Source organism: Maricaulis sp. CAU 1757 (assembly GCF_054482675.1).
The window spans coordinates 410,837-434,410 of record NZ_JBTLRI010000002.1; the positions used below are offsets into that span (position 1 = coordinate 410,837).

The following is a 23,574-nucleotide window of genomic DNA, read 5'->3' on the forward strand; positions in this document are numbered from 1 at the left end:
GGGAGATTATCTGCCAGCCATGACGACCCGAAGTGCCGAACCCACGACCGACACGGTCGATCTCACCGAGTGTGACCGCGAAAGACTTCACCACATCGGGCAGGTCCAGTCCTTCGGCTGCCTGCTCGCCGTGTCGTCTGACTGGACCGTCCAGCACGCCTCGACCAATTGCGACGAAATCCTCGGGCGCGGGAGTGATCAGATCATCGGCCAGCCTCTGGCCGAGTGGGCCGGGAGCCAGGCGCTGCACGACATCCGCTCGCGCCTGCAATTGCTGCGGCATGCGGATTCAGTCGAGCGGGTGTTTTCCGTTGAATTGATTGAGGGTCAGGACGCCCGCTACGATGTCGCGGCCTACCGTTCGGGCCCATTCTTCGTTCTCGAGATCGAACCCAGCAGCGTCACGCCTTATCGCGATTCAGGCGGACAGGTGAGACCTCTGATCGACCGCATGCGGGATGTCGAGGGCGTCGACAAGCTGTGCCGGCTGGCCAGTCAGCATGTGCGGGCCCTGACCGGCTTCGACCGGGTCATGGTCTATCGCTTTGCTCCGGACGACAGTGGCTCGGTCATCGCCGAATGCTTGTCGAGCGGGCTCGAGCCCTATCTCGGGCTGCATTACCCCGCATCCGACATTCCCCAACAGGCCCGCGCCCTGTATCGCCGCAACCTCCTGCGCATCATCAGCGATGTGGACGGAGAGGTGCACCCGATCGTGCCGCAACAGAGCGCCGGCGGTTCGCCCCTCGACCTGTCGATGAGTGGCATCCGGGCCGTCTCGCCAGTGCACCTGGAATATCTGCGCAACATGGGCGTGGCGGCCTCGATGTCGATCTCGCTCATCGTACGGGGCAAGCTGTGGGGCCTGATCGCCTGCCATCACGGCACACCGAGGGTCCTGACCTATGACGTGCGCACGGCGTGCGAACTCTACGGCCAGATGTTCGGCTTTGTGCTCGAGCAGGAAGAGGCCGAAGTCCAGCGCCGCGACGCCGAGCGGGCGCGGGCGGTGCATGACGAGCTGATGGCCCGGATGGCTGAAGGTGCGTCATTGACCGATGAATTCGATGTCGTTGCCGAGGCGCTCGGTCGGGTCATCCAGTTCGACGGGATCGCGGCCTGGGTGGACGGCACTCTGGAAACCATTGGTGAAACGCCGCCGGACGATGCCCTCATCGAACTGGCCGGGTTTCTCGCCGGCAAATCAACCAGCAGTGTCTTTGCCACTGACCACCTGCCGGGCGACTTCCCGCCGGCGCAGGCCTATGGCGACGCGCTTCCCGGCCTGCTCGCCCTGCCGGTGTCACGTCGCCCGCGCGACTTCATCATGGTGTTCCGGCGCGAAGTGTCCCGAAGCGTCAAGTGGGCTGGCAATCCCGACAAGGCCGTTCGCCCCGCATCCGAGGGCCAGCGCCTGTCGCCGCGCCGGAGCTTTGCTATCTGGCAACAGGACCTCCAACATCATTCCAGCCCGTGGACGGCGGATGAATTGCTGGCCGCGGACGCGTTGCGTACGACCCTGCTGGAAGTAGTCCTGCGCCTCAATGATGCCGCCCGGGAAGCCGGGGAAAGGGCACGCGCGCGCCAGGAGGTGCTGATCGCCGAACTCAATCACCGCGTCCGCAACATCCTCGGCCTGATCCGCGGCCTGATGAGCCAGTCGCGCGGCGATGCGACCGATATCGGCGAGTACACGGCCATTCTTGACGGCCGCATCCAGGCCCTGGCCCGGGCGCACGACCAGATCACCCGCAAGGACTGGGCACCAGCGTCTCTGCACCGCCTCATCGAGACCGAGCTGGCGGCCTATTTCGGTGACGGTACGGGCCGGGCGGAGATTCTCGGCGAGGATGTCCTGGTCGAACCCGTCGCCTTCACCACCCTGTCCCTGGTGTTCCATGAGTTGGCGACCAATGCGGCCAAGTACGGTGCCCTGGGTGAGAATTCAGGGCAGCTGACGGTGTCGATTGCGCGTGACGGGGAGGGCGATGTCCGCCTGCTCTGGAAGGAGAGTGACGGCCCCCCGGTGTCGCCGCCCTCGCGCCGCGGTTTCGGCACAACAATCATCGAGCGGTCCATCCCCGTCGATCTCAAGGGCGAAGCCGACATCCGTTTCGAGCCGACGGGGCTGGTGGCGGAATTCTGTGTGCCCTGGCAGCACGTGCGCTCGTCCACGCAACCGGCGCCGGTGCGACCCACCCCGGACCCGGCACCGTCGCCCAGCAACAGTGCGGCCCTGCGCGTCAGCGGTGACATCCTGATCGTCGAGGACAACATGATCATCGCCCTGGATGCCGAAATGATCTGGACGCGCCTGGGTGCGCGGCAGGTCCACACCGCCGCCGATGTCGACAGCGCGCTCCTGCTGATTGACCAATACGAGATCGAGTTCGCCATGCTCGACGTCAATCTCGGCGACCAGACCAGCGCCGAGATCGCCGAGCGCCTGGATCGGGACGGTGTCCCCTTCATGTTTGCGACCGGGTATGGCGAGTCGGCCGGCGTGACGCAGTCCTTCCCCAAGGCGCCAGTGGTCCAGAAGCCCTATGATCACAGGGCGGTCGAACTGGCGCTCGGGCGTTCGGAGCCACCACACCAGTGACCCGTGTGCGCCCGGCCACATCCGAGGACCTTGACCGCATCGACCAGATCGAAGCGGCGAGCTTCACGGCCGACCGTTTTCCCCGCCGGAACCTGCGGCGCATGTTGCTGGCCGGGCGTACCCGCTTTGTCGTGGCAGACGCGGACCGGGGTCTGGGTGGTTATGCTGCCCTGAGCCTGCGACGGGGCAGCACGGTGGCCCGTCTGTACTCGCTGGCCATCGACCCCGCCTCGCGCCGCCAGGGCATTGGCCAGGCTCTGCTTGCCGCTTGCCGAGACATCGCACGCAAGGCCGGACGCACCTGCCTGAGCCTGGAAGTGAGAGCGTCCAACAAGGCTGCGATTAGCCTCTACCAGGGTGCCGGTTTTTGCTTGCGGGAGGAGCGGAAAGCCTATTACGAGGACGGTGAGACCGCGTGGGTGATGCAGCTCGACCTGGCCGACGTCTCAACGCAATCAAAGAAGGAAACACCGTGAGCGACTGGCTCATCCTCGTGGAACACGCGACCGACGTCGCCCAGCACGAAACCCCGCACAAGGTGATGCGGGTACGCGATTACCTGGCCACACCCAAACTGTTCACGGCACGCCGCCCAAACATCATCAATCTGGCGCGATCCTACAGCTATCAGTCGAACGGCTATTACGCCTCGCTGCTCGCCGAAGCCCGCAGCCACCGTATCGTGCCCTCGGCCCAGTCCATGGTCGAGCTGTCACGCAAGACGCTCTATGCCCAGGCCCTGCCGGAGCTGAATGCCGAACTGGAACGGGCTCCCGCGGACTGCCGGGTCGGCGGCAGCAATCTGCTGATCGCCTTCGGCCGCAGCGATTCCGCATCGCTGGAACGCTTTGCCAAGCTCTTGTTTGACTGGTTTCGCGTGCCGGTGCTGGAAGTCCGCCTGGGCACCGGCGGGCAGATCGACCGCATCCGGCCGGTACCGCCCAACACACTCAAGGGCGAGGCCCGCAGCTTCTTCCTGGAAGCGCTGGAAGCCCATACCAGCCGCAGCTGGGCTGCACCGCGCGAGAAGGTGCCGGCGCGCTGGTCGCTCGCGGTCCTGACCGATCCCAATGAAGCTCTGCCGCCCTCGCGGCCAAGTTCGCTCAAACGCCTGGCCACGGTAGCCGCCAAAATGGGGGTGGAAGTCGCTCCGATCGGCCCGAATGACCTGTCCAGCCTGGCCGAATACGACGCGCTGTTCATCCGCTCGACCACGGCGATCGACAATTATACCTATCGCTTTGCCCGTCGGGCCGAGCAGGAGGGCATGCCGGTCATCGACGACACCGCCTCGATGATCCGCTGCACCAACAAGGTCTTTCTCAAGGAGATCCTCGAACAGGCCGGTGTGCCGATCCCGCGTACCGAAGTGCTCGACGAGAATCAAAGCCTGGATGGCCTGATCGACCGGCTGGGCAGCCCGGTCGTGCTCAAGGCGCCGGACGGTTCCTTCAGCCGCTCTGTGCACAAGGTGACGAATGACAAGGAATTGCGTGAACGCGCCAAGTCCCTGTTCGACGAAACCGCTCTCATCATCGCCCAGGAATACATGCCGACCGAGTATGACTGGCGGGTCGGCGTGCTCGACGGCAAGCCGCTCTACGCCTGCAAGTACAAGATGGCGCGCGGGCACTGGCAGATCATCAAGCACGGCGCCGGCGGCAAGGTTACCGAGGGCGGATTCGAGACCATGGCCGTCGACGAAGCACCGGCCGACGTCATCGATATCGCCGTACGCACGGCCAAGCTGATCGGTCGCGGGCTTTACGGGATCGACCTCAAGCAAAATGAGAATGGGGTTTTCGTTATTGAAATCAACGACAACCCCAATCTCGAAAGCGATGTTGAGGGGGCCGTCCTGAAAGACGCCCTGTGGCAGGAAATCATTGGCTGGTTTGCCAGCCGGCTGGAGGCGCGCATCGGCGCCCGCCCTTGAACAGGAGGTCCCGGTGATCGAGGGGGCCTGTCATTGCGGCAATATCAGCTGGCGGCTTGAAGCTCCGCCAGCCTGGCTGGTCGACTGCAATTGCAGCCTGTGTACCAAAGCCGGCGCGCTCTGGGCCCATTGCCAGCCTGGCGCCGCAGCGATCCGGACCGGCGACCAGGGCGAGCGGCGTTATGTACAGGGCGATGGCACGCTGGCTGTCGTGTTCTGCCCGCGCTGCGGATGCACCACGCACTGGCTGCCGATCGGCGCCGACCGCTCGCGCATGGCGGTCAATATACGCATGGCCGACGCGCCACACTGGCAAGGCATCCGCATTCGCAGGTTCGACGGGGCCGCGAGTTGGCGCTTCCTCGATTGAGGCCGGGTCGGACGAACCGGCTGCGGCCCGTCAATCGGCAGCGTCGCTGATCGCGTCACCCGCCTCTTCAACGTCGTGACCGAAGCCATGAATGGTGTTGCAGCCGCCCAGTGCCAGGGCCAGGAGGGCGACCAGGGAGAGAGTGACCAGTTTGCTCATTGTGTGTCCTTTCTGTGAGGCTGGAAAAATCAACCGACCAGGAGATCGGCCAGTTCGCGGCTCGACTGTGCGGCCTTCTCGGCCCGGTCGAGCAATTGGCTGACATTGCGGGCGATGCGGTCGTCGCGCTCGCCCGTTTCGGCGCGATTGATCTCGGCGCGGAACAGGTGATGGTCGCGCACCAACCGGCGGCGCGGCGCGTAATCGCGAAGGAAATCACACTCCAGACCCTGCAACAGGGTGTCGCGGGCCCGCACCTCCGCGGCCGACATCTCGCCCCGGATCGGAGCCAGCGCGCGCTGGAACAGCCACTGGATTTCCGGTCTGTAGGTATGCCGATCGGCAACGTCCTCGACCCATTCGGCGGCCACGCGATCAGGCAGAACCGGTTGGCCCGGATGGCCGTCCGCCCAGTCGGCAACCGCCTTGGCGGTGGCAACAGCCTCTGGAATGAAGCGGTCGCTGATCAGGCGCAACAGCGCCATCAGGCTGGGTGGCAACTCATAGGCGCGCCGATACTCGCCCTGGTCCAGCGACCAGGGAGCATTCATCAGCGCCATCCAGCGGCGGATGGCCGGGCGGGACTCCGTGTGCGGCACGCCACCGGTCACCGCTTCGAAGTCGATCGAGAGGGCTCCGAACAGACTGAAATCGGCGCTGCTCGGGCGCCCGCCGAACAGGTAGGCGTGATGCGAAAGATGGTGTTCGAGCGCATCCAGGAAGCGCTCCAGCCGGGCCTGGGTGTCAGGTCGGCGGTCATGCCTGAAACCGCGGGCTCCCAGCTTGCCGCCAAGCAGTTCGCACAGGATGCGCGATTGCCGGTCGGCGACCTCGGGAGCGAGGTCGGGATAGACCGAGCGGGCGATCTCACCGGCCGCGGTGTGCGGGCATTCATACCAGCGTTCCGAGACCAGGGCGGGGGCAAACCACTCATCGCCGAAGGCTTCGATGAGGCGGCAGGCAAATCGCTGGTGCGCATGAGGCGGGATCAGCCGGTCGCCGGGCTCGCGCGCCTCGATGGCGTCGATGATCAGGCGCGTATCGTGAACCAGATCGCCGGTCGGCGTGGCCAGGACCGGCACTTCGACCGATCGCAGGCGTGGCCGGATCATCGTACGCAGCAATTCGGCGGTCGCCGGGCGCTCCTTGAAGGCGATATTCCGCCAGCGCAGAAAGGAGCGGATCTTGTTGGACGCCGGAGAGCCGGCGGCGGTGTACAGCGTATAGTGTCGCATCATTCTGCCTTTCGGTCGCGCGCCCCGATGGCACGCAGGGGGCTAGTTCCTCGTCACTTCGATTTCCCCGTCTCCAAAACGAAACTCGATCGTGTCGCGCCGGCTTTCCTGCCAGAGCGCAAAGGCCAGTGCGGCGACCAGTACAGCCAGAACGGTGGCCAGGGCCGTCAGTGTTTCCTTGGAGAGTCCGTGTTGCATGCTTCCGCTCCACACCCGCCAGTCCAATCAACCGGCAAGTGCCCAACGTCTCAACTTGCCGGCGGTTCCGGGTGTGAAGCGCCGGACCCGACTCGGGCGGGTGCCGGGCATGATTTGTCACGGGTTTTGATTTCGACCGTTTTGTTCGCGGCTTGCGGCGATTTGCACTGTACTTCGGCTGAACGGTTGGCTGGCCAGCAAGCGGTCCGGTCACCGAGCGCGTGTGTCCTTCCGGCAACAACGCCGACCTCCCGGACCGGGCAGGGGCGCCTCGATTGCCAGAGCAAATCTCTCACTAAGGTCGAGAACGGGCGGGGCAGGGCGACCGGCCGATCGGGAGTGTCGGGATCAGGTGCGGTCCGGTGTGGCGGGACGCAAGCCGGGCCCGGTGCCATCCGGCAGCGGGATCTCGGTGGCGCCGTGCCTTCAGACAGTGGCGGAGGGGGAGGGATTCGAACCCCCGGAACCTTTCGGCTCAACGGTTTTCAAGACCGCCGCAATCGACCACTCTGCCACCCCTCCGGTGGCACTGGAATAGCGGGGCGGGGACAGGCTTGGCAAGCGCTGTGGCGCAGTCGCGGGCAGGGCGGTGCGAGCGAACATCGCTAACGCCTCCTTCACCATCGCCGGCTAAATCTGTATGGTCATTTCACACTCGCGGGAGGCGGATTTTTGCGCTTTCAGACCCTTGTCCTCACCGGCCTTGTCCTGGGCCTGGTCTCGGCCTGCGCCTCGACGCCAGATCCGGCCCCGCGCCACACCAGTGCCAGTGCAGCCACCGCACAAGGCGCCCAGCCCGGCCAGCGCCCGTGGCGTCGGTCCGCAGGGCCAGCGCCCGACCCCCTCGATGCCACCCACTTGATCGCGGATTCCAGCGACCACCAGAAAGTCGGCAACACCTATGTCGTCGCCGGGCGGACCTACCGGCCCGAGCGCGATGACCGATACGACCGGGTCGGTATTGCCTCCTGGTACGGCCCGAACTTTCATGGCCGCCTGACCGCCAATGGCGAAATTTTCGACCAGGACGCCATGACCGCGGCCCATACGACGCTGCCCATCCCCTCGATCGCCGAGGTCACCAATCTGGAAAATGGCCGCTCGGTCATCGTGCGGGTCAATGATCGCGGCCCCTTCGTCGATGACCGCATCATCGACATGAGCCGCGCCGCCGCCACGGAGCTCGGTTTTATCGGGGTCGGGCTGGCCGAGGTGAGGGTGCGGTATCTCGGACCGGCACATGCCACGGGCGCGGCGCCCGAGCGGATTTACCGCGCCAGCCGCGAGCCCGGCGCTGCCGATGTGACGCCACCGCCCATCGCCATGGCAGCGGTCGAGCCGCTCGCCGGAATACCCCAGAACGCTGCGTATGACTCTCCCTTGGGCCAGAGCGTGACGCTGCAGGTCGGGGCGTTCTCCGATGCGGCCAATGCGGATCGTTTCGCTGCCCGCCTGGCCGACGCCGGCGATGTCTGGATCGAGCCCGCGACCAGCGCCATCGGGACAGTGTACCGCGTGTATTTCGGACGATGGCAGGACCGGCGCCAGGCTTTTGCCGCGCAATCTGACCTGGTTACGCGCGGCGTGCACGACAGCCGCATCATCGCTCTGGACTGACGGTCGGCCCGCTCGCCACCTGCATTGCGTGGTGGAAGGGCTGTCACGACGCTGGACGCCATGGTTCTGCCGCGCTTGTATGGGAGCTCGACCATTGTCATCGAGTCTGCCCAGGGAGCGAACCATCGTGCGCGCTATTTCAGCCTTCCTCATCCTCATTGCGAGCGGACTGTCCGGCCCGGCCCTGGCCCAGGACACCTATCAGAGCGACGCCGAGCACGCGGTCATCATGGACTACGAAACCGGCATCGTCCTCTATGACAAGGAGGGCGACACGCCGATGCAGCCGGCGTCGATGACCAAGATCATGACCGTCTTGCTGACCCTGGAAGCCCTGGAAGCCGGCTCGCTGTCGCTTGATGACGAACTGCCGGTCTCCGAGGACGCCTGGCGGCGCGGCGGCTCTGCGTCCGGTTCATCCACCATGTTCCTCGACGTCAACAGCCGTGTGCGGGTCGAGGACCTGCTGCGCGGCGTCATCGTCCAGTCGGGCAATGATGCCTGCATCGTGCTGGCCGAGGGCATTGCCGGCAGCGAGGCGGCCTTCGCCGACCTGATGACCGAACGCGCCCACGAGCTTGGCCTGGACAGCGCCAACTTCACCAACTCCACCGGCTGGCCGGACGAGGATCATGTCATTAGCGCCCGCGACCTGGCCGAGTTGTCGCGTATCCTGATCAGCGAGTTCCCGGACTATTACGACATCTGGGCCGAGCGCGAATTCACCTATAACGGCATCCGCCAGTACAACCGCAACCCGCTGCTCGGCGTGTTCGACGGCGCCGACGGTCTGAAGACCGGCCATACCGAAGTCGCCGGCTACGGCCTGGTCGGTTCGGCCGAGCGCGATGATGTGCGCCGCATCATCGTGTTCAACGGCATGGACAGCAATTCGGCCCGCGCCAGTGAGGCGGAACGCATGATGCGCTCGGCCCTGTCCGACTTCGCCATCCATGACCTGTTCTCCGCCGGCCAGGAAATCGAACACCGCGCCCCGGTCTTCATGGGCGCCCAGGAAACCGTGGGCCTGAGCCTGACCGAGGATGTCCGCATCGGCCTGCATCGCCGGGCCCGTCGCGACATGAGCGTCGAGGTGGTTTACGACGATCCGATCCCGGCTCCGATCGAGGCCGGCGAGGCAATCGCCACCCTGGTCGTCGCGGCGCCCGGTGCACCGGACCGCGAATACCCGCTGGTGGCAACCGAAGACGTGCCGTCCAAGGGCCTGATGGGTCGCGTTGGCGCGGCTCTGGCCCACCTGATCCGGGGTTAGGCGCGTGGCAGGCCGTTTCATTACCTTGGAAGGCGGCGAGGGCGCCGGCAAGACGACCTTGATCACCGGCCTGCGCCAGGCGCTCGAAGCACGTGGCGAGACCGTGGTCGTGACGCGCGAGCCCGGCGGCACGCCCGGTGCCGAGGAATTGCGGCAATTGCTGCTGACCGGAAACACCGACCGCTGGTCGGCCACCAGCGAGGCGCTGCTGATGTATGCCGCGCGGGTCGATCATGTCGAACGCCTGATCCGCCCGGCCCTGGCCGCCGGGCAATGGGTGCTGTGTGACCGTTTCGCCGATTCCACCATTGCCTACCAGGGACTGGCCGGCGGTCTGCCGGCCGAGCGTATCCGCGATCTACACCGCTTCGCTCTCGGTGACTTCCACGCCGACCTGACCCTGATTGTCGACCTTGACCCGTCGGTCGGACTGGCGCGCACACAGGCCCGTGGCGAAGACATCACGCGGTTCGAGAAGCACGGGCTGGATTATCATGTCCGCTTGCGCCAGGCCTTCCTCGACATTGCGGCAGCCGAGCCGGAGCGCTGCGCCATCCTCGACGGCGCGCAGTCCCAGGACGCCGTCCTGGCGGCGGCGTTGGACACGCTCGAGGCCCGCTTCTCGCTGGCCGCATGAAACAGGATCCCGACATCGGATCTGACGTCCAGCCGGGCTGCCTCGCGCCCCGGGAACGCTATGACCTGTTCGGCCACGAGGCGGCCGAGGAAAGCTTCGCAAGCGCCTGGGACAGCGGCCGCCTTCACCATGCCTGGATGATCACCGGTCCGCGCGGCGTCGGCAAGGCGAGTTTTGCCTGGCGCGCGGCCCGCCGCGTGCTCGGTGCGATGCCTTCGATCGAGCACGGGCCACTCGGCTCGATGCCTGGGGATCCGGTGTGCAAGCTGCTCGAGGCCCTGGCCTGTCCGGACATGCTGCTATTACGCCGCCCGTGGGATGACAAGAAGAAGCGCTGGCGGGCCGAGATCACCGTCGACGAGGCGCGCAAGGCACCGCACTTCTTCGAGATGAGCTCGGGTGCCGGCGGCTGGCGGGTTTGCCTGGTCGATTGCGCCGATGACATGAACACCAATGCCGCCAACGCCTTGCTGAAAACCCTCGAGGAGCCGCCCAAGCGTGGCGTGCTGCTCCTGGTCACCCATTCGCCAGGCCGCCTGCCGGCGACCATCCGCTCGCGCTGCCGCCGGCTGGACCTGCGGGCACCCGACCCGGAAGCCACGGCCGGCTGGTTGCAGGCCCAGGGTGTTGTCGACGATCATGCCCAGACCGTCGCAGCGGCCCGGCTTGCCCACGGCGCCCCCGGCCGCGCCCTGGCTCTGGCGAAGTCCGGCGGTGTTGGCCTCGCCCGCGATGTCGCTCACATCGTCAAGAAGGGGGCCGGCGCCAGCGAAGGCGAAATGCGGCGCCTGGCCGACCGAGTCTCCGCCCGCGGCGCCGAAGAGGCGAGGGGTGTCTTCTATGAAGCCCTGGCCCAGGCCATGCGCGACGAGGCGCGCGCCCTCACCATGGCCGGAGCCGACGCCACGCCCTGGCTCGATGCCTGGCGCGAACTCAACCGGCTTGTCCGCGACGCCGACGCCCTCTATCTCGACCCCAAGCAGAGTGCTCTGGCCGCTCTGGGGCTCGCTCGCGACGCCGCTCGCCTCGAGAATGCATAAACAAGTCTGATGGTTATAGTGAAATGCTCGTAGACAGCCACGTCAATCTGCACGGCGAGCAATTCGCCGATGACCTCGACGCCGTGATTGAACGCGCCCGCGAGGCCGGGGTTGCGCGCATGATTACCATCTGTTGCCAGCTGACTGATTTCCCCGCCGTCTCGGCGATTGCAGAGAAGTATGACGATATCTGGTGCACGATCGGTGCCCATCCGCACCATGCCAAGGACCGTCCGGACATTCCGGTCGAGGAACTGGTCGACATCGCCCAGCATCCCAAGGTCGTCGGCATTGGCGAGACCGGGCTGGACTTCCACTATGGCTACAGCCCGCGTGAGGACCAGTTCCGCAGCCTTCGCACCCATGTCGAAGCGGCCCGTCGCTGTGACCTGCCGCTGATCCTGCACACGCGCGAGGCCGATGCCGAAATGGCCGACCTGCTGGAGGAGGAAATGGGGAAGGGGGCCTTCCGCCCGCTGCTGCACTGCTATACCGGCGGTGCCGAGCTGGCCCGGCGCGGCGCCCGCCTGGGGGCCTATTTTGCCGCTTCCGGCATCGTCACCTTCAAGTCCGCCGAAGCAGTGCGCGCCGTGTTTCGCGACGAGGTCCCCGATGACCGCGTCATCATCGAGACCGATTGCCCCTACCTGGCGCCCGTGCCGCACCGCGGTCGCCGCAATGAACCGGCCTTCCTGCCGCAGGTGGCCACCGGCCTGGCAGCGGTGAAGGGCTGGAGCGAGGACGAGGTCGCGCAGCGCACGACGGACGCCTTCTTCACCCTGTTCGACAAGGTACCGAGACCGTGAGCGGTTACATCCGGCTCACCCTTCTGGGCACCGGATCGTCCGGCGGTGTGCCGCGTTCCAATGGCGATTGGGGCGCCTGCGACCCGACCGAGCCCAGGAATGAGCGGCGTCGCTGCTCCGCCCTGATTGAGCGCGCTTGCGACCGGGACACGCTGGAAGCCGGCGCCGCGGTCACCCGCCTGGTCATCGACACCTCGCCGGATTTTCGCGCCCAGATGCTGGCGGCCCGGGTCCGGCACATCGACGGCGTGGCCCTGACCCACGACCATGCCGACCAGACTCACGGCATCGATGATGTCCGGGCCTTTGCCTATTTCCAGGAACAGCGTGTGCCGGTGTGGATGGATGCCGCAACCCGCGCCACAATGATGCAGCGCTTCGGCTATGTCTTTGAAACGCCGAGCGGATCGGCCTACCCGCCGATCCTCGAAGCAATGGAAATGCCCGCGCCGGGTGATGCGTTCCGGGTGACCGGACCCGGCGGAGCGATCGACATCACGCCCATCGCACAGCAGCACGGCCGCATTCCCTCGCTGGGTTTCCGCGTTGGCGGGCTGGCCTATTCGCCAGATATCAGTGGGCTGCCTGACTCCAGCCTGCCCCACATGTCCGGCCTGGCCTGCTGGGTCGTCGACGCCCTCCGTGAAGAGCCGCATCCGACCCATTTCGCCGTCAGGGACGCCATCGAGGCCGTGCGCCGCGTCGGCGCCAAGGCAGCGGTTCTGACCAACATGCACAACACGCTCGATTACGCGTCTCTGAAGCGGCGCTTGCCCGACGGTTTCCGTCCCGGCCATGACGGACTGCAGATCGACTGGGACGGAACCACCGCCCGGATCGACCCGAATTGAAGCCACATTTCACTGATTTCGAAACACTTTCGGCGTTTGACCCGTTAGAGCCTAGACTGGTGCGTACATTGGACGGCCAGGCAAAGGCGAGGGCGGCATGCAGGACGTATTCTTCGATGGATGGGGCAATCTCGGAGCCATCCTGATCAGTGCTCCGATCGTTTACCTGGCCGTGGTCGCGATGATCCGCATCAGCGGCAAGCGATCCACCGCCCAGATGAACAATTTCGACTGGCTGGTGACGGTGGCCATGGGCTCGCTGGTCGGCTCCTCGATTGTCCTGGAAACCGTGACCATTGCCGAAGTTCTGCTGGCGATCGCGGCACTGTTGGCGCTGCAATACATCGCCACGCGCCTGGCATTCCGGTCCGACACAATAGCCCACGTGATCAAGCCGGCGCCGCGCCTGGTCTATGACCGTGGTTTTCTCCCTGATGCCATGCGCGACGAACGCGTGACCCGGAGCGAAGTCCGGGCCGCGATCCGCGAATCCGGAATGTCCCGCCTCGACGACGTGCGCTGGGTGATCCTGGAGACCGACGGTCAGTTCTCCGTCATCGGCACTTCCGACGCCGACGGCAAGGCGGACGTGCTCGAGGATGTCCGGCGGTCCGACGATTGAGAGACGGCCCGCTCTCAGCGCCACAGGAGCCGATTCCGGGCGCCAACGATCCCGGATCCAGCCCCAAAGCATCGGCCTGAATAGCCCCGAGGATCCACAATCTGATTTCTCATAATATTCATTATACGCATTTTGGATATGGCGGGAAATCGGTCATCGCGCCGCCCTTCTTCCTCTGACCTGAAGCTTTCTCACGCAATTCCATAATCTTACAGCACACTGCTTGAGCCATCGCCTGACCGACCCAGTTCGTTGACGTGGTATCTGAGGGTTCGATTGCCTTGCCGCATGAAGTGCGGTTTTGAGGTCCGACCGGTCCTTCCGGGTGCCCACAGCAATCGGAGGTGAGCCGGCTCGGGATCGCGTTATGATGACGTCGATTCCCGCCGCGCTCCGGAGACGCCATGACCGCCCCCGCCGACGACGCCCCGCCGATCACCCGCCTCCTCGCCATCATGGCGCAGCTGCGCAATCCGCAAGGTGGCTGCCCCTGGGATCTCGAGCAGGATTTCGCCAGCATCGCGCCCTACACCATTGAGGAAGCCTATGAAGTGGCCGACGCCATCGAGCGCGAGAGCTACGCCGAGCTGAAGGACGAACTCGGCGATCTACTGTTCCAGGTCGTGTTTCACGCCCGCATGGCCGAGGAATCCGGTCATTTCGACTTCCAGGACGTCGTGGCCGCCATCACCGACAAGATGATCCGCCGCCATCCGCACGTTTTTGGCGATGCCGACCAGCGTGACAGTGAAACCCAGACCCGCGAGTGGGAGGCGATAAAGGCGGCCGAACGCAAGTCCGGCGACAAGGGGCACAGCGTGCTCGATGACATCCCCCTCGCCCTGCCCGCGCTCAAGCGCGCCCAGAAGCTCCAGAAGCGCGCCGCAACGGTCGGTTTCGATTGGCCCGATGCCGAGCGGGTGCTGGAGAAGGTCGAGGAAGAACTCGACGAAGTACGCGAGGCCATTGCCGAGAATGACGCCGATCACATCGCCGAAGAAATTGGCGATTTGATGTTTGTTTGCACAAACTTGGGTAGAAAACTGAAAGTAGACGTGGAAGCCGCAACGCGCGCGGCCAACGTCAAGTTCGAGCGCCGCTACCGGCATGTTGAGCGCCGCCTGGCCGAACAGGGCTCGAGCCCTGAGGCAGCCAGTCTGGAAGACATGGAAGCCCTGTGGGATGAGGCCAAGGCGATCGAACGTTCGCCAATGGACGCCTAGTAGTCTTCGGTTTCCGGCGCGCCAATGCCCAGCGGATTGGCCAGTTCGGGAAACTGCGCCCGGAAGCGGCCGGCATCAACCGGTGACAGGCGCACGCTCAGTGTCTGGGCCCCGCTTGCCTCGTCGAGGCGCGTGTCGAGCACATCACCATTCTGGTGCAACCATGCCAGCGCCCGCGCATCAGCGGGCTGCAGCGTGATCTCGAGGCGCTCGGCATTGTGCGCGATCAGCGTCTCGATACCGTTCAGCAAGGCCTCAACGCCGTCACCGGTGACCGCCGACAGGGCCACGCGGGCCATGTGACCGGCCTTGAGGTTGGCAACTTCGGTGGCAGCATCGAGCCCTTCGCGCGCCTCCTCGTTCAGGCAATCGGCCTTGTTCCAGACCTCCAGCACGGGCTGGTCGTGCTCGGCACCGGCTTCCAGCGCCGCCAGGACGCCCTCGACATCCTGGATCCGCCCCTCATGGTCCTCGTCGGACGCATCGATGACATGCACCAGCAGGTCCGCCTCGCGCACCTCTTCCAGCGTCGCGCGGAAGGCGGCGATCAGCTCTGTCGGCAGGTCGGTGATGAAACCCACCGTGTCCGACAGGAGAATGCTGGTGCCGCGCGGCAACTCGAGGACCCTCACCGTCGGGTCCAGCGTGGCAAAAGGCATGTCCTCGGCGAACACGCCGGCCCCGGTCAGGCGGTTGAACAGCGTTGACTTGCCGGCATTGGTATAGCCGACCAGCGCCACCGTCGGATACGGCACGGTATCGCGCTGGGCCCGGTGCAGGGCGCGCGTGCGCCGCACCTCGTCGAGCTGGCGGCGCAGCTTGGCCATCTTTTCGTTGAGCAGGCGGCGGTCGGTCTCGATCTGGGTTTCACCGGGACCGGCCAGGAAGCCGCGACCGCCGCGCTGGCGTTCCAGGTGGGTCCAGGTGCGCACCAGGCGCGAGCGCTCATAGGCCAGGCGCGCCAGCTCGACCTGCAGCACGCCCTCCTTGGTGCGGGCCCGCTGGCCGAAGATCTCGAGGATCAGCCCGGTCCGGTCGATCACCTTGACCTTCCAGGCATTCTCCAGATTGCGCTGCTGGATCGGCGACAGCGCCGTGTCGATCACGGCCACGTCGGCTTCCAGCTCCACGATGCGCTCGCGCAGCTCTTCCGCCTTGCCCTTGCCGAAATAGCGACCGGCGTCGATCTTGCGCATCGGCGCAATGAAGGCCTCGGCAACCTCGAGGTCGAGCGCTTCAGCCAGTCCGGTCGCTTCAGCCAGACGGGCATCGGCGCGGTCGAGGCCGCTCCGTTCGGTCGGATGTATGACTAGGGCACGCGATACCGGTGCCTCGCGTTCGATCAATCTGGATCGCTTTCGCTGTCACCGCCGGCCTCTTCGGGCTCGAACAGCTGGACGGGGCCGGCCGGCATGATGGTCGAGATGGCGTGCTTGTAGACCAGTTGGGACAGTCCGTCGCGCCGCAACAGCACACAGAAATTGTCGAACCAGGTCACCACGCCCTGCAGCTTGACGCCGTTGACCAGGAAAATGGTCAGGGGCGTCTTCGTCTTGCGCACAGAATTCAGGAAGACGTCCTGGAGGTTTTGTTTTTTGTCGTGCGACATTTTGGCTCCGCAAGCGTCCGGTTTCCGGGCGATTCCCCTCTGTAGGGTATACAGCGCTTCGGTTGCCCTGCAAGCCTCTCAATTTGCAGGCTAAGCGCCCTCGTCTTCGACGCTTGCCCGAAGATAGGCCTGACGCAGCGCCAGCGCCGTCGAACCGGGGGCGCCATTGCCGATCACCCGGCCGTCAATCTCGGTGACCGGAGTGACGAATGTCGTCGCCGATGTGATGAAGGCCTCGCGCGCCGTCTGGGCCTCTTCGATGCTGAAAGCGCGCTCCTCGACCCGCCATCCCAGCTGCGCCGCGCAAGCCATCAGCGTGCCCCGGGTGATGCCGTGCAGGATTGCATTGTCAGCCTGGCGGGTAACCAGCACGCCATCGGCCGTGACGATCCAGGCATTGGTCGAACTGCCCTCGGTCACCAGGCCGTTGGCATCGACCTGCCAGGCTTCGGTGGCACCGGCCTCGTGCGCCGCCTGCTTGGCCAGCACGTTGGGCAGGAGGTTGACCGACTTGATATCACAGCGGGCCCAGCGCTGGTCGGGCACGCTGATCACCTTGATGCCGCGTTCGGCGCGCGCCTCCAGTACCTGCCGGCTCAACCGCTTGGCGGTGAGCACCAGGGTCGGTTCGGTGTCGGCGGCCGGAAAGGCATGGTCCCGCCTCGCCTGCCCGCGGGAGATCTGCAGATAGACCAGACCGTCGACCAGCCTGTTGCGCCGGATCAGTTCGCGCAGCACGAGGCGCAGTGCGGTCTCCGATTTCGGCGACCGTATGCGCAACTCGCCAAGCGAGCGCTGCAGCCGGCGGAAATGTCCCGCAGCATCCATCAGCCGACCGTCACGTACGCTCCACACCTCATACACCGCATCGCCGAACTGGAAACCCCGATCCTCGATGTGCACGCGGGCCGCTGAAAGCGGGCAGAAGCTGTTGTTTACATAAGCAATTCTCGACACGACGAGCGCTCACTTTCTCATGAACAGGGCCCACAGGGCGGCCAGGGCAGCAAGGACTTCGAGGCGCCCGAGAATCATCGCCGCCATCAATACGGGTTTGGCATCATTGGGCACATCGCTCCAGCTGTGCGACGCATTGACCTGCTCGAACAACGGGCCGGCATTGGCCAGCGCCACGGCGATGCCCAGGAAGCTGTCCTCGAAATTCATCCCTGCCAGAGCCAGTAGCACACCGCCCACGCCGAGCGTGGCGGCAAAGCCGAGGACATAGGCCCAGATCCCGATCAATGCGGAATCGCGCACCGTGCGACCACGGAAGGTCACCGGCACGATGGCCGACGGGTCCGACAGCACGGCCAGCTCCGAGCCCATGCGTCGCCACAGCAGCAGGATGCGCGACACCTTGATGCCGCCGCTGGTCGAGGCTGCAGCGCCGCCGATCAGGGCAATGAACACCGCCGCGACCGGAACCGGCGTTTCATCGCCGGAGAAACTGAAGCCCGCCGTGGTGACCACGAAAACAGCATCCACCAGGTGGCCCAGTATATTGCTCTGGTCGGCCAGGGCGTAGAGCACCGCCAGACCGAAGATGAGTGCCATCAATCCGGCCAGATCCGGATCCCTGACGGCCGACCGGTCGCGCAGTAGATCCCAGAACAGCGCGATGTTCAGGCTGCCCAGCAGACAGCCGAAGGCCACCACCAGACCGGTCACACTGCCGCTGGTGAGCATCAGGCCACCATCCGCCGGCACATAACCCGATGTCGATATTGCGCTCATCGACAGCACGATGGCGTTGAACAGCGGCTCCCCGGAAAACAGCAGGCCGATCCAGATGAAAGCGGTCAGCAGGCTGTAGATCAGGCCGATGCGCTTGGCAGCCCGCGGCAGGTGAGCGAACACATTGTCGTGCTGCTGGGTCAGCAGGGTCGATTTGCGGATGGCCGGCACATCCCGGTCGAGCGCGGCAAACACGGCAACGGCCAGGAGCAGAGTCGCATAGCCGCCGAGCCAGGCCAGGATGGCCCGCCAGAATACCAGGGAGCGCGGCAGGTCGTCCGCCGGCAGCAGCGTCGCGCCGGTCGTGGTGACCGCCGAATAGGCTTCGAACAGGGCGTCGATCGGATCGAAATATCCGGTCAGCCAGAATGGCAGGGCCGCCATGATCGGCGCCGTGACCCAGGCCAGGAGCGCCAGTCCCATGGCATCCAGGGCACTGGCGCCGACCGTCACCCCGCGCGTTGCCGCCAGGATGAACAGGCCGGGAACCAGCGCCAGTCCGGCCGTGGTCAGGAAGAGCGGGGCCAGATGGCGCTCGCCCATGGCTGCAGCCGAGAAGGCCGCCAGCACCGCCACCATTGCGACGAGGACCCAGAGCGCCCCGAGGGGGCGAAGCAGTGCCGCCGGGGTCATGGTCTAGAAGTACTCGAGCGAGACGCGGAACAGGTGCTCCACCTTGGGGATCAGTGCCTTGTTGCAGAACAGCAGGACCCGGTCATTCTCCCGGATCCGCCCCTCATCAACCGGCAGCATCACTTTGTCGCCCCGTACCACCGCACCGAGGGCGACACCGTCCGGCAGTTCCAGGTCATCGAGGGGACGCCCGACCAGGGGCGATGTGTTCAGCGTAATGCCCTCGAGCGCTTCGGCCTGACCGCTGCCCAGACTCTGCAGCCCGGTGATCCGGCCGCGCCGGATGTGCTGCAGGATGGTCGACACCGTGGTCGCGCGCGGATCGATCAGCACGTCGATGCCGAGCGGGTCGCGCAGGCCTTCAAAGCCGCGCTCATTGATCAGGCTGAGGGCGCGCTCGGCCCCTTCCCGCTTGGCCATCACGGCGGACAGCATGTTGACCTTGTCGTCATTGGTCACGCACACGACCAGCTCGGCATTGGACACACCGGCTTCCTGCATGATCTTGGCGTTGAGCCCGTCACCGTGCAGCACCACCGTCTTCTTCAGGCGCACCGCGGCGGCCTCGGCCTTGGCCTTGTCTGCCTCGATCAGGCGCACCTTGACGCCGCCGGCGCGTTCCAGCGCCCGCGCCACGTAGACGCCGATATTGCCGGCCCCAACGACCACAACGCGGCGGATCTTCTCGGTCGAGCGACCGAAGATGTCGAGCACGCGGCGAACCTGCGAACCCTCGGCAACCACATACACGTCATCGCCGGGCAGCAAGGGGTCATTGGCCTTCGGGATGAACAGGGTCTTCTCGCGCTGCACACCGACCACGGCGAGGCGCAGGTCGGGAAACAGCTCCATGACCTGTTCGGTCGTCGAGCCGGCCACCGGCGAGTTCTCGTCCAGCCGCAAGCCGAGCAGTTGAACGCGGCCACCGGAGAACACGGCTGTATTGAAAGCGCCCGGCGTTTCAACGCGCTGCAGGATGGCCCGACCGACTTCCAGCTCCGGAGAAATCACTACGTCGACCGGCAGATTGCCGGTGTTGAAGAGATCGGCCCAGGCCGGATCGAGATAGTTCTGCGCCCGCACCCGGGCGATGCGCATCGGCGTGGAAAACAGCGAGTGCGCCACCTGGCAGGCGATCATGTTGGTCTCGTCTGAGTAGGTCACGGCGACCAGCAGGTCGGCCTCCGCCGCCCCCGCCTTTTCCAGCACGTCGGGATGCGAGCCGTGGCCGACAATGCCGCGCACGTCCAGGTCGGTGACGACCCGGTCGATCAGTTCCGGCGACCAGTCGACGACGGTTACCGCATTGCCTTCGCGCGCCAGCGCCCGGGCTATGCCGACACCCACCTGGCCGGCTCCGCAGACTATTGCTCTCATGCTCTCTCCGCCTCCAGCCGGCCTAGGCCTGGCTGGCGCCTTCCTTCTGGGATCCACCGACGCCCAGGGATTTAAGCTTGCGATGCAACGCCGAGCGTTCCATCCCGATGAATGCTGCCGTGCGCGAAATATTGCCGCCGAAGCGGTCGATCTGCGCCTTGAGATACTCGCGCTCGAAATTCTCGCGCGCCTCACGCAAAGACAAGGCGATCATCTTCTCCGCGTCAAACCCGACATCATGGTTTTCCCGAGTCACCACTTCGGACGGCAGGGAATCCAGCGTGATCGGCTCGTTCGGCGCGCCCGTCGCGAGGATGAGCAGGCGCTCGATATTATTGCGCAGCTGGCGCACATTTCCCGGCCAGCCATGCGCCTGCAGCGCCGCCATGACATCACTGCCGAAGGCACGTCGCGGCAAGCCGGCGGAATTGGTCAGGCGCTCGACGAAATGATCGACCAGGTGGGGAATGTCCTCGCGGCGTTCCGCGAGGGGCGGCACTACGACCGGCACGACGGCGAGACGGTGATACAGGTCCTCGCGGAAGCGTCCTTCCTGGATACGGGCGTGCAGATCCTGCGCCGTCGAGGAGATGACCCGGACATTGACCTGGACATCGGCCGCCCCGCCAATGCGCCGGAAGCGCTGCTCGACCAGCAGGCGCAGCAGCTTGGACTGGGTTTCCTTCGGCATGTCGGCGATCTCGTCGAGATAGAGCGTGCCGCCATGGGCGCGCTCGAGCAGGCCGACATGCTTGATCGAGCCATCCTCGTGTTCACGCCCGAACAACTCCTCCTCGACCCCTTCCGGCGTCATTCCCGGCGCGCTGACCGGAACGAAGTCCGAGCCGGACCGCGGCGAGGCTTCGTGGATGAGGCGGGCCACCAGCTCCTTGCCGGCCCCCGACGGACCCTTGATCAGGACCCGGCTATTGGTCGGACCGACCCGGTCGATGAGCTGGCGGACATGACTGATGCCGGAGGATTCCCCGATCAGCGAGCCCTGGTTGCTGGAGCGCGCCCGCAATTGCGCGTTCTCACTGCGCAGGCGGCTGGTTTCGAGCGCCCGCTTGACCGTCAGCAGCAGCTTGTCGCTCTTGAACGGCTTCTCCAGGAAGTCATAGGCGCCCTGGCGGATCGCCGCGACCGCGGTCTCGATCGTGCCGTGTCCGGAGATCACGATGACCGGAAGGTCGGCATCGAGCTTGCGGAATTCACCGAGCAGTTCGATCCCGTCCAGGCGACTGCCCTGCAGCCACACGTCGAGCACGACAAGCGAAGGCTTGCGGGCCCGGATCTCGGCCAGAGCCGCATCCGCATCTCCCGCTTCGCGCGTGTCATAACCGTCGTCTTCCAGCAGGCCGCCGATCAGTTCGCGGATGTCCGCCTCATCGTCGACAATCAGGATGTCCTTGGCCACGCTCAGGCCTCCTCGTCTTGCGGGACGTTGCTGGCCATGGCGTCCGTGAGCGGGAAGACCAGTCGCACCACGGCGCCGCCCCCCTCGCCCGGAACATCCAGTTCCAGCCGTCCCTTGTGGTCTTCCATCACGCGCTTGACGATGGCCAGGCCGAGCCCGGTCCCCTTCTCGCGCGTGGTCATGTAAGGTTCGGTCAGGCGCTCGCGATTGGCCGTCGGCCACCCGAGCCCGTTATCGGTCACCGAGATGGCGACTTCGTCGTCCTGGATATCAACGGCGACCGCGATTCGGCCTGGCTGATCATCCATATCCATACGTGAATCAACGCTTTCCGCTGCATTCTTGAGAATGTTGGCAAGGGCCTGACTGGCCAGCCGCGCATCGCACAGGGCATAGACGCGGTCGGCCGGCGCGTTGAAATCCACGGTGATCTTCGGCGAGGCGACCCGCTGGGCGAACACCGCCGACTTCACCATATTGGCCATTTCGACCGCCTCCACCTTGGGCTGGGGCATGCGGGCGAAGGACGAGAATTCGTCGACCATGCGCCCGATGTCATTGACCTGCCGGACAATGGTGTCGACGCAGCGGTCGAACGTCTCGATATCGCCGGTTATTTCCTTGCGGTACTTGCGCTTGATGCGTTCGGCGGAGAGCTGGATCGGGGTCAGCGGATTCTTGATCTCGTGGGCGATGCGACGGGCCACCTCGCGCCAGGCGGCATTGCGCTGGGCGGTGACCAGGCGGGTCACGTCGTCAAAGGTGATGACCAGCCCGGCTTCCTCGTCCATCGAGGCGCGCACCACCAGGTGTCGCACCTGCTTGTCGGCGGTCTCGAGGTCGATCTGCCCCTCGGCCACGGCGCCGGGACGGCGGCGCGCCTGTTCGACCAGCGGCACCAGGGCAGGCGTTACCTCGTCGATGCCGACGCCCAGCAGGTCTTCGGTGCCGGGGCTCAGGATCGAAATCGCCGAGCGATTGATCAGGGTAATGCGGTCGGCATTGTCGAGGCCGATCACACCGGCCCGCACGCCGGCCAGGATGGCTTCGATGAAGGCCCGCCGCTTCTCCGATTCGACATGCGATTCGATGAGATCGCGCCGCTGGCTGCGCAATTGCCGGGTCATCCGGTTGAAGGCCCGCCCGAGCGCGGCGATCTCATCATCATCCCGACCCATCTGGACCCGGGTTTCCAGATCCCCGCGCCGCACCCGCTCGGCGGCCGAGACCAGTCGCGAGATCGGCGTCACCACTCGCGTCGCCGCCGTCAGAGCCAGCCAGATCGCTCCGATGATGATCAGGGCCGCCAGTTCCAGGTAGAGCAGCAGGAAGCTCGAACGGATCTGGGCTTCCTGGGTGTTGGCGTCGCGCAGGGCCACCCGGGCCTCGCCCATTTCGCGGAACAGGGTGACATCGAACGGTACGGTGGCGAACAGATAGGCGTTCTCGTAAGCCTCCAGTTCGGTGAGCAGACGCATGTCATCGGCCACCTCGCCGGCAGTATTGGGTGACGACACGGCCACCCCGCCCTCGCGGGCCAGCTCGTAGAGCCTTACCGATGGCGCGGTATAGGAGTTGTTTTCCTGGAAATGCGTACGCGCCAGCAGGGTGCCGCGGTCATCGACAATATAGGCGGCAGTGAAATTGCGCAGGGCCGCCTGCTCGCTGAGATAGCGCACATACTGGATACGGCTGCCGGTGAAGGCTTCTATGGCCCCGTCATTGCTGAGGTCACGGGCCATGTCGCTGAGATGCACCGAGGCTTCGCTGGCGCGCCGCTGGTAGTGGTCGAAGGCGACCGATTCCAGGCGCTCCACCATGGTGTTGATCTGGGTGCCGAACCAGTAATCCACGCCGCGTGTGATCACCGCACCGAGGAACAGGGCCGACAGGAAGGCCGGCGCCGCAGCCGCGATCGAGAACAGGGCCACAAAGCGCAGGTGCAGCCGCGGTGTCGGCTCGCCGAAACGCCGCGCCCTCAGGCGCCGCACCAGGCGAACGCCGACGACCGAGGCGAGAATCAGGATCAGGACCGCATTGGCGGCAAGCACGATCAGGGTCGTGCGGCCTCCCAGGCTGATCAGCCCGCCTTCGCCCAGCACGCCCAGGGCGGTGATGGCGAGAATGGTAACCGAGACAATGAATCCCAGCCCGAAAAGCGCCGCGGATCGGGGCGATATGTTGCGGATCAGAGGGTTAGCGGTCGTCTCGTTCAAGGACACCAACATGCCT

Annotated in this window: 22 protein-coding genes and 1 tRNA gene; 12 read left to right on the forward strand and 11 right to left on the reverse strand. The window is 65.5% G+C overall.

Annotated features, from left to right (window positions below; all coding sequences use genetic code 11):
* Positions 1 to 19: 19 nt before the first annotated feature.
* From ACXYMR_RS08240 to ACXYMR_RS08255, 4 genes are read left to right on the forward strand one after another with little or no spacing between them, the layout of a single operon-like run.
* On the forward strand, positions 20 to 2,602 hold the full coding sequence (locus ACXYMR_RS08240) for an HWE histidine kinase domain-containing protein (protein WP_458942373.1): 2,583 nt from the start codon (positions 20 to 22) through the stop codon (positions 2,600 to 2,602).
* Positions 2,599 to 3,078, forward strand: coding sequence for a ribosomal protein S18-alanine N-acetyltransferase (gene rimI / locus ACXYMR_RS08245; RefSeq protein WP_458942374.1), 480 nt, complete (start codon positions 2,599 to 2,601; stop codon positions 3,076 to 3,078). Before ACXYMR_RS08240 ends, rimI begins: the two co-directional genes overlap by 4 nt.
* A complete protein-coding gene (locus ACXYMR_RS08250) occupies positions 3,075 to 4,538 on the forward strand; it encodes a RimK family protein (RefSeq protein WP_458942375.1) in 1,464 nt (487 codons plus the stop codon). The genes rimI and ACXYMR_RS08250 overlap by 4 nt, the downstream gene beginning before the upstream one ends.
* 13 nt (positions 4,539 to 4,551) lie before the next feature.
* Complete coding sequence (locus tag ACXYMR_RS08255; RefSeq protein ID WP_458942376.1) at positions 4,552 to 4,908, forward strand: GFA family protein; 357 nt, start codon at positions 4,552 to 4,554, stop codon at positions 4,906 to 4,908.
* A 30-nt stretch (positions 4,909 to 4,938) separates the two neighbouring features.
* Here ACXYMR_RS08255 and ACXYMR_RS08260 read toward each other — a convergent pair whose 3' ends face one another.
* The 4 genes from ACXYMR_RS08260 to ACXYMR_RS08275 form a co-directional block, all read right to left on the reverse strand.
* Positions 4,939 to 5,067 carry an entericidin A/B family lipoprotein gene (locus ACXYMR_RS08260; protein ID WP_458942377.1) on the reverse strand — a complete coding sequence of 43 codons (129 nt, stop codon included), beginning with the start codon at positions 5,065 to 5,067 and terminating at the stop codon, positions 4,939 to 4,941.
* Positions 5,068 to 5,096: 29 nt separating this feature from the next.
* Positions 5,097 to 6,305: a glutathione S-transferase family protein gene (locus tag ACXYMR_RS08265; protein ID WP_458942378.1), complete on the reverse strand. Its 1,209-nt coding sequence runs from the start codon at positions 6,303 to 6,305 to the stop codon at positions 5,097 to 5,099.
* A gap of 39 nt (positions 6,306 to 6,344) precedes the next feature.
* A complete protein-coding gene (locus tag ACXYMR_RS08270; RefSeq protein WP_458942379.1) occupies positions 6,345 to 6,500 on the reverse strand; it encodes a hypothetical protein in 156 nt (51 codons plus the stop codon).
* A gap of 434 nt (positions 6,501 to 6,934) precedes the next feature.
* A tRNA-Ser gene (locus tag ACXYMR_RS08275) sits at positions 6,935 to 7,022 on the reverse strand.
* 150 nt (positions 7,023 to 7,172) lie between these two features.
* Here ACXYMR_RS08275 and ACXYMR_RS08280 point away from each other — a divergent pair.
* The 8 genes from ACXYMR_RS08280 to mazG all read left to right on the forward strand — a co-directional run bounded on the left by ACXYMR_RS08280 (position 7,173) and on the right by mazG (position 14,569).
* Complete coding sequence (locus ACXYMR_RS08280) at positions 7,173 to 8,117, forward strand: septal ring lytic transglycosylase RlpA family protein (RefSeq protein ID WP_458942380.1); 945 nt, start codon at positions 7,173 to 7,175, stop codon at positions 8,115 to 8,117.
* A 127-nt stretch (positions 8,118 to 8,244) separates the two neighbouring features.
* Positions 8,245 to 9,390 carry a D-alanyl-D-alanine carboxypeptidase family protein gene (locus ACXYMR_RS08285; protein WP_458942381.1) on the forward strand — a complete coding sequence of 382 codons (1,146 nt, stop codon included), beginning with the start codon at positions 8,245 to 8,247 and terminating at the stop codon, positions 9,388 to 9,390.
* 4 nt (positions 9,391 to 9,394) lie between these two features.
* Positions 9,395 to 10,027 carry a dTMP kinase gene (gene tmk, locus ACXYMR_RS08290; protein ID WP_458942382.1) on the forward strand — a complete coding sequence of 211 codons (633 nt, stop codon included), beginning with the start codon at positions 9,395 to 9,397 and terminating at the stop codon, positions 10,025 to 10,027.
* Positions 10,024 to 11,067 (forward strand): DNA polymerase III subunit delta', encoded by a 1,044-nt coding sequence (locus ACXYMR_RS08295; protein ID WP_458942383.1) that lies wholly within the window; start codon positions 10,024 to 10,026, stop codon positions 11,065 to 11,067. Before tmk ends, ACXYMR_RS08295 begins: the two co-directional genes overlap by 4 nt.
* A 23-nt stretch (positions 11,068 to 11,090) precedes the next feature.
* Positions 11,091 to 11,873, forward strand: coding sequence for a TatD family hydrolase (locus tag ACXYMR_RS08300; protein WP_458942384.1), 783 nt, complete (start codon positions 11,091 to 11,093; stop codon positions 11,871 to 11,873).
* Positions 11,870 to 12,724 carry an MBL fold metallo-hydrolase gene (locus tag ACXYMR_RS08305; protein ID WP_458942385.1) on the forward strand — a complete coding sequence of 285 codons (855 nt, stop codon included), beginning with the start codon at positions 11,870 to 11,872 and terminating at the stop codon, positions 12,722 to 12,724. The genes ACXYMR_RS08300 and ACXYMR_RS08305 overlap by 4 nt, the downstream gene beginning before the upstream one ends.
* Positions 12,725 to 12,821: 97 nt before the next feature.
* On the forward strand, positions 12,822 to 13,346 hold the full coding sequence (locus ACXYMR_RS08310; RefSeq protein ID WP_458942386.1) for a DUF421 domain-containing protein: 525 nt from the start codon (positions 12,822 to 12,824) through the stop codon (positions 13,344 to 13,346).
* 404 nt (positions 13,347 to 13,750) lie between these two features.
* Positions 13,751 to 14,569 (forward strand): nucleoside triphosphate pyrophosphohydrolase, encoded by an 819-nt coding sequence (gene mazG, locus ACXYMR_RS08315; RefSeq protein ID WP_458942387.1) that lies wholly within the window; start codon positions 13,751 to 13,753, stop codon positions 14,567 to 14,569.
* On the opposite strand, the gene hflX is transcribed toward mazG, so the two are convergent.
* The 7 genes from hflX to ACXYMR_RS08350 form a co-directional block, all read right to left on the reverse strand.
* Positions 14,566 to 15,915, reverse strand: coding sequence for a GTPase HflX (gene hflX, locus ACXYMR_RS08320; protein WP_458942388.1), 1,350 nt, complete (start codon positions 15,913 to 15,915; stop codon positions 14,566 to 14,568). The genes mazG and hflX overlap by 4 nt on opposite strands.
* A complete protein-coding gene (gene hfq, locus ACXYMR_RS08325) occupies positions 15,912 to 16,178 on the reverse strand; it encodes an RNA chaperone Hfq (protein WP_458942389.1) in 267 nt (88 codons plus the stop codon). Before hfq ends, hflX begins: the two co-directional genes overlap by 4 nt.
* Positions 16,179 to 16,268: 90 nt before the next feature.
* Positions 16,269 to 17,135, reverse strand: coding sequence for a D-amino-acid transaminase (locus tag ACXYMR_RS08330; protein WP_458942390.1), 867 nt, complete (start codon positions 17,133 to 17,135; stop codon positions 16,269 to 16,271).
* A 9-nt stretch (positions 17,136 to 17,144) separates the two neighbouring features.
* Positions 17,145 to 18,548 (reverse strand): TrkH family potassium uptake protein, encoded by a 1,404-nt coding sequence (locus ACXYMR_RS08335; RefSeq protein WP_458942391.1) that lies wholly within the window; start codon positions 18,546 to 18,548, stop codon positions 17,145 to 17,147.
* Between the two features lie 3 nt (positions 18,549 to 18,551).
* Complete coding sequence (gene trkA, locus ACXYMR_RS08340; RefSeq protein WP_458942392.1) at positions 18,552 to 19,925, reverse strand: Trk system potassium transporter TrkA; 1,374 nt, start codon at positions 19,923 to 19,925, stop codon at positions 18,552 to 18,554.
* Positions 19,926 to 19,947: 22 nt separating this feature from the next.
* Entirely contained in the window at positions 19,948 to 21,342 is a 1,395-nt protein-coding gene (ntrX, locus tag ACXYMR_RS08345; RefSeq protein ID WP_458942393.1) for a nitrogen assimilation response regulator NtrX, read from the reverse strand.
* A gap of 2 nt (positions 21,343 to 21,344) precedes the next feature.
* Positions 21,345 to 23,570 (reverse strand): sensor histidine kinase, encoded by a 2,226-nt coding sequence (locus tag ACXYMR_RS08350; RefSeq protein ID WP_458942394.1) that lies wholly within the window; start codon positions 23,568 to 23,570, stop codon positions 21,345 to 21,347.
* Between the last annotated feature and the right edge of the window lie 4 nt (positions 23,571 to 23,574).

Bases quoted from the DNA above. Each gene is read 5' to 3' on its own strand.
- ACXYMR_RS08310 (WP_458942386.1), top strand. From the start codon at position 12,822: ATGCAGGACGTATTCTTCGATGGATGGGGCAATCTCGGAGCCATCCTG.
- hfq (WP_458942389.1), bottom strand. From the start codon at position 16,178: ATGTCGCACGACAAAAAACAAAACCTCCAGGACGTCTTCCTGAATTCT.
- ACXYMR_RS08300 (WP_458942384.1), top strand. From the start codon at position 11,091: ATGCTCGTAGACAGCCACGTCAATCTGCACGGCGAGCAATTCGCCGAT.
- ACXYMR_RS08265 (WP_458942378.1), bottom strand. From the start codon at position 6,305: ATGATGCGACACTATACGCTGTACACCGCCGCCGGCTCTCCGGCGTCC.
- ACXYMR_RS08295 (WP_458942383.1), top strand. From the start codon at position 10,024: ATGAAACAGGATCCCGACATCGGATCTGACGTCCAGCCGGGCTGCCTC.
- trkA (WP_458942392.1), bottom strand. From the start codon at position 19,925: ATGAGAGCAATAGTCTGCGGAGCCGGCCAGGTGGGTGTCGGCATAGCC.
- ACXYMR_RS08260 (WP_458942377.1), bottom strand. From the start codon at position 5,067: ATGAGCAAACTGGTCACTCTCTCCCTGGTCGCCCTCCTGGCCCTGGCA.
- mazG (WP_458942387.1), top strand. From the start codon at position 13,751: ATGACCGCCCCCGCCGACGACGCCCCGCCGATCACCCGCCTCCTCGCC.
- ACXYMR_RS08240 (WP_458942373.1), top strand. From the start codon at position 20: ATGACGACCCGAAGTGCCGAACCCACGACCGACACGGTCGATCTCACC.
- ACXYMR_RS08350 (WP_458942394.1), bottom strand. From the start codon at position 23,570: ATGTTGGTGTCCTTGAACGAGACGACCGCTAACCCTCTGATCCGCAAC.
- ACXYMR_RS08270 (WP_458942379.1), bottom strand. From the start codon at position 6,500: ATGCAACACGGACTCTCCAAGGAAACACTGACGGCCCTGGCCACCGTT.
- ACXYMR_RS08335 (WP_458942391.1), bottom strand. From the start codon at position 18,548: ATGACCCCGGCGGCACTGCTTCGCCCCCTCGGGGCGCTCTGGGTCCTC.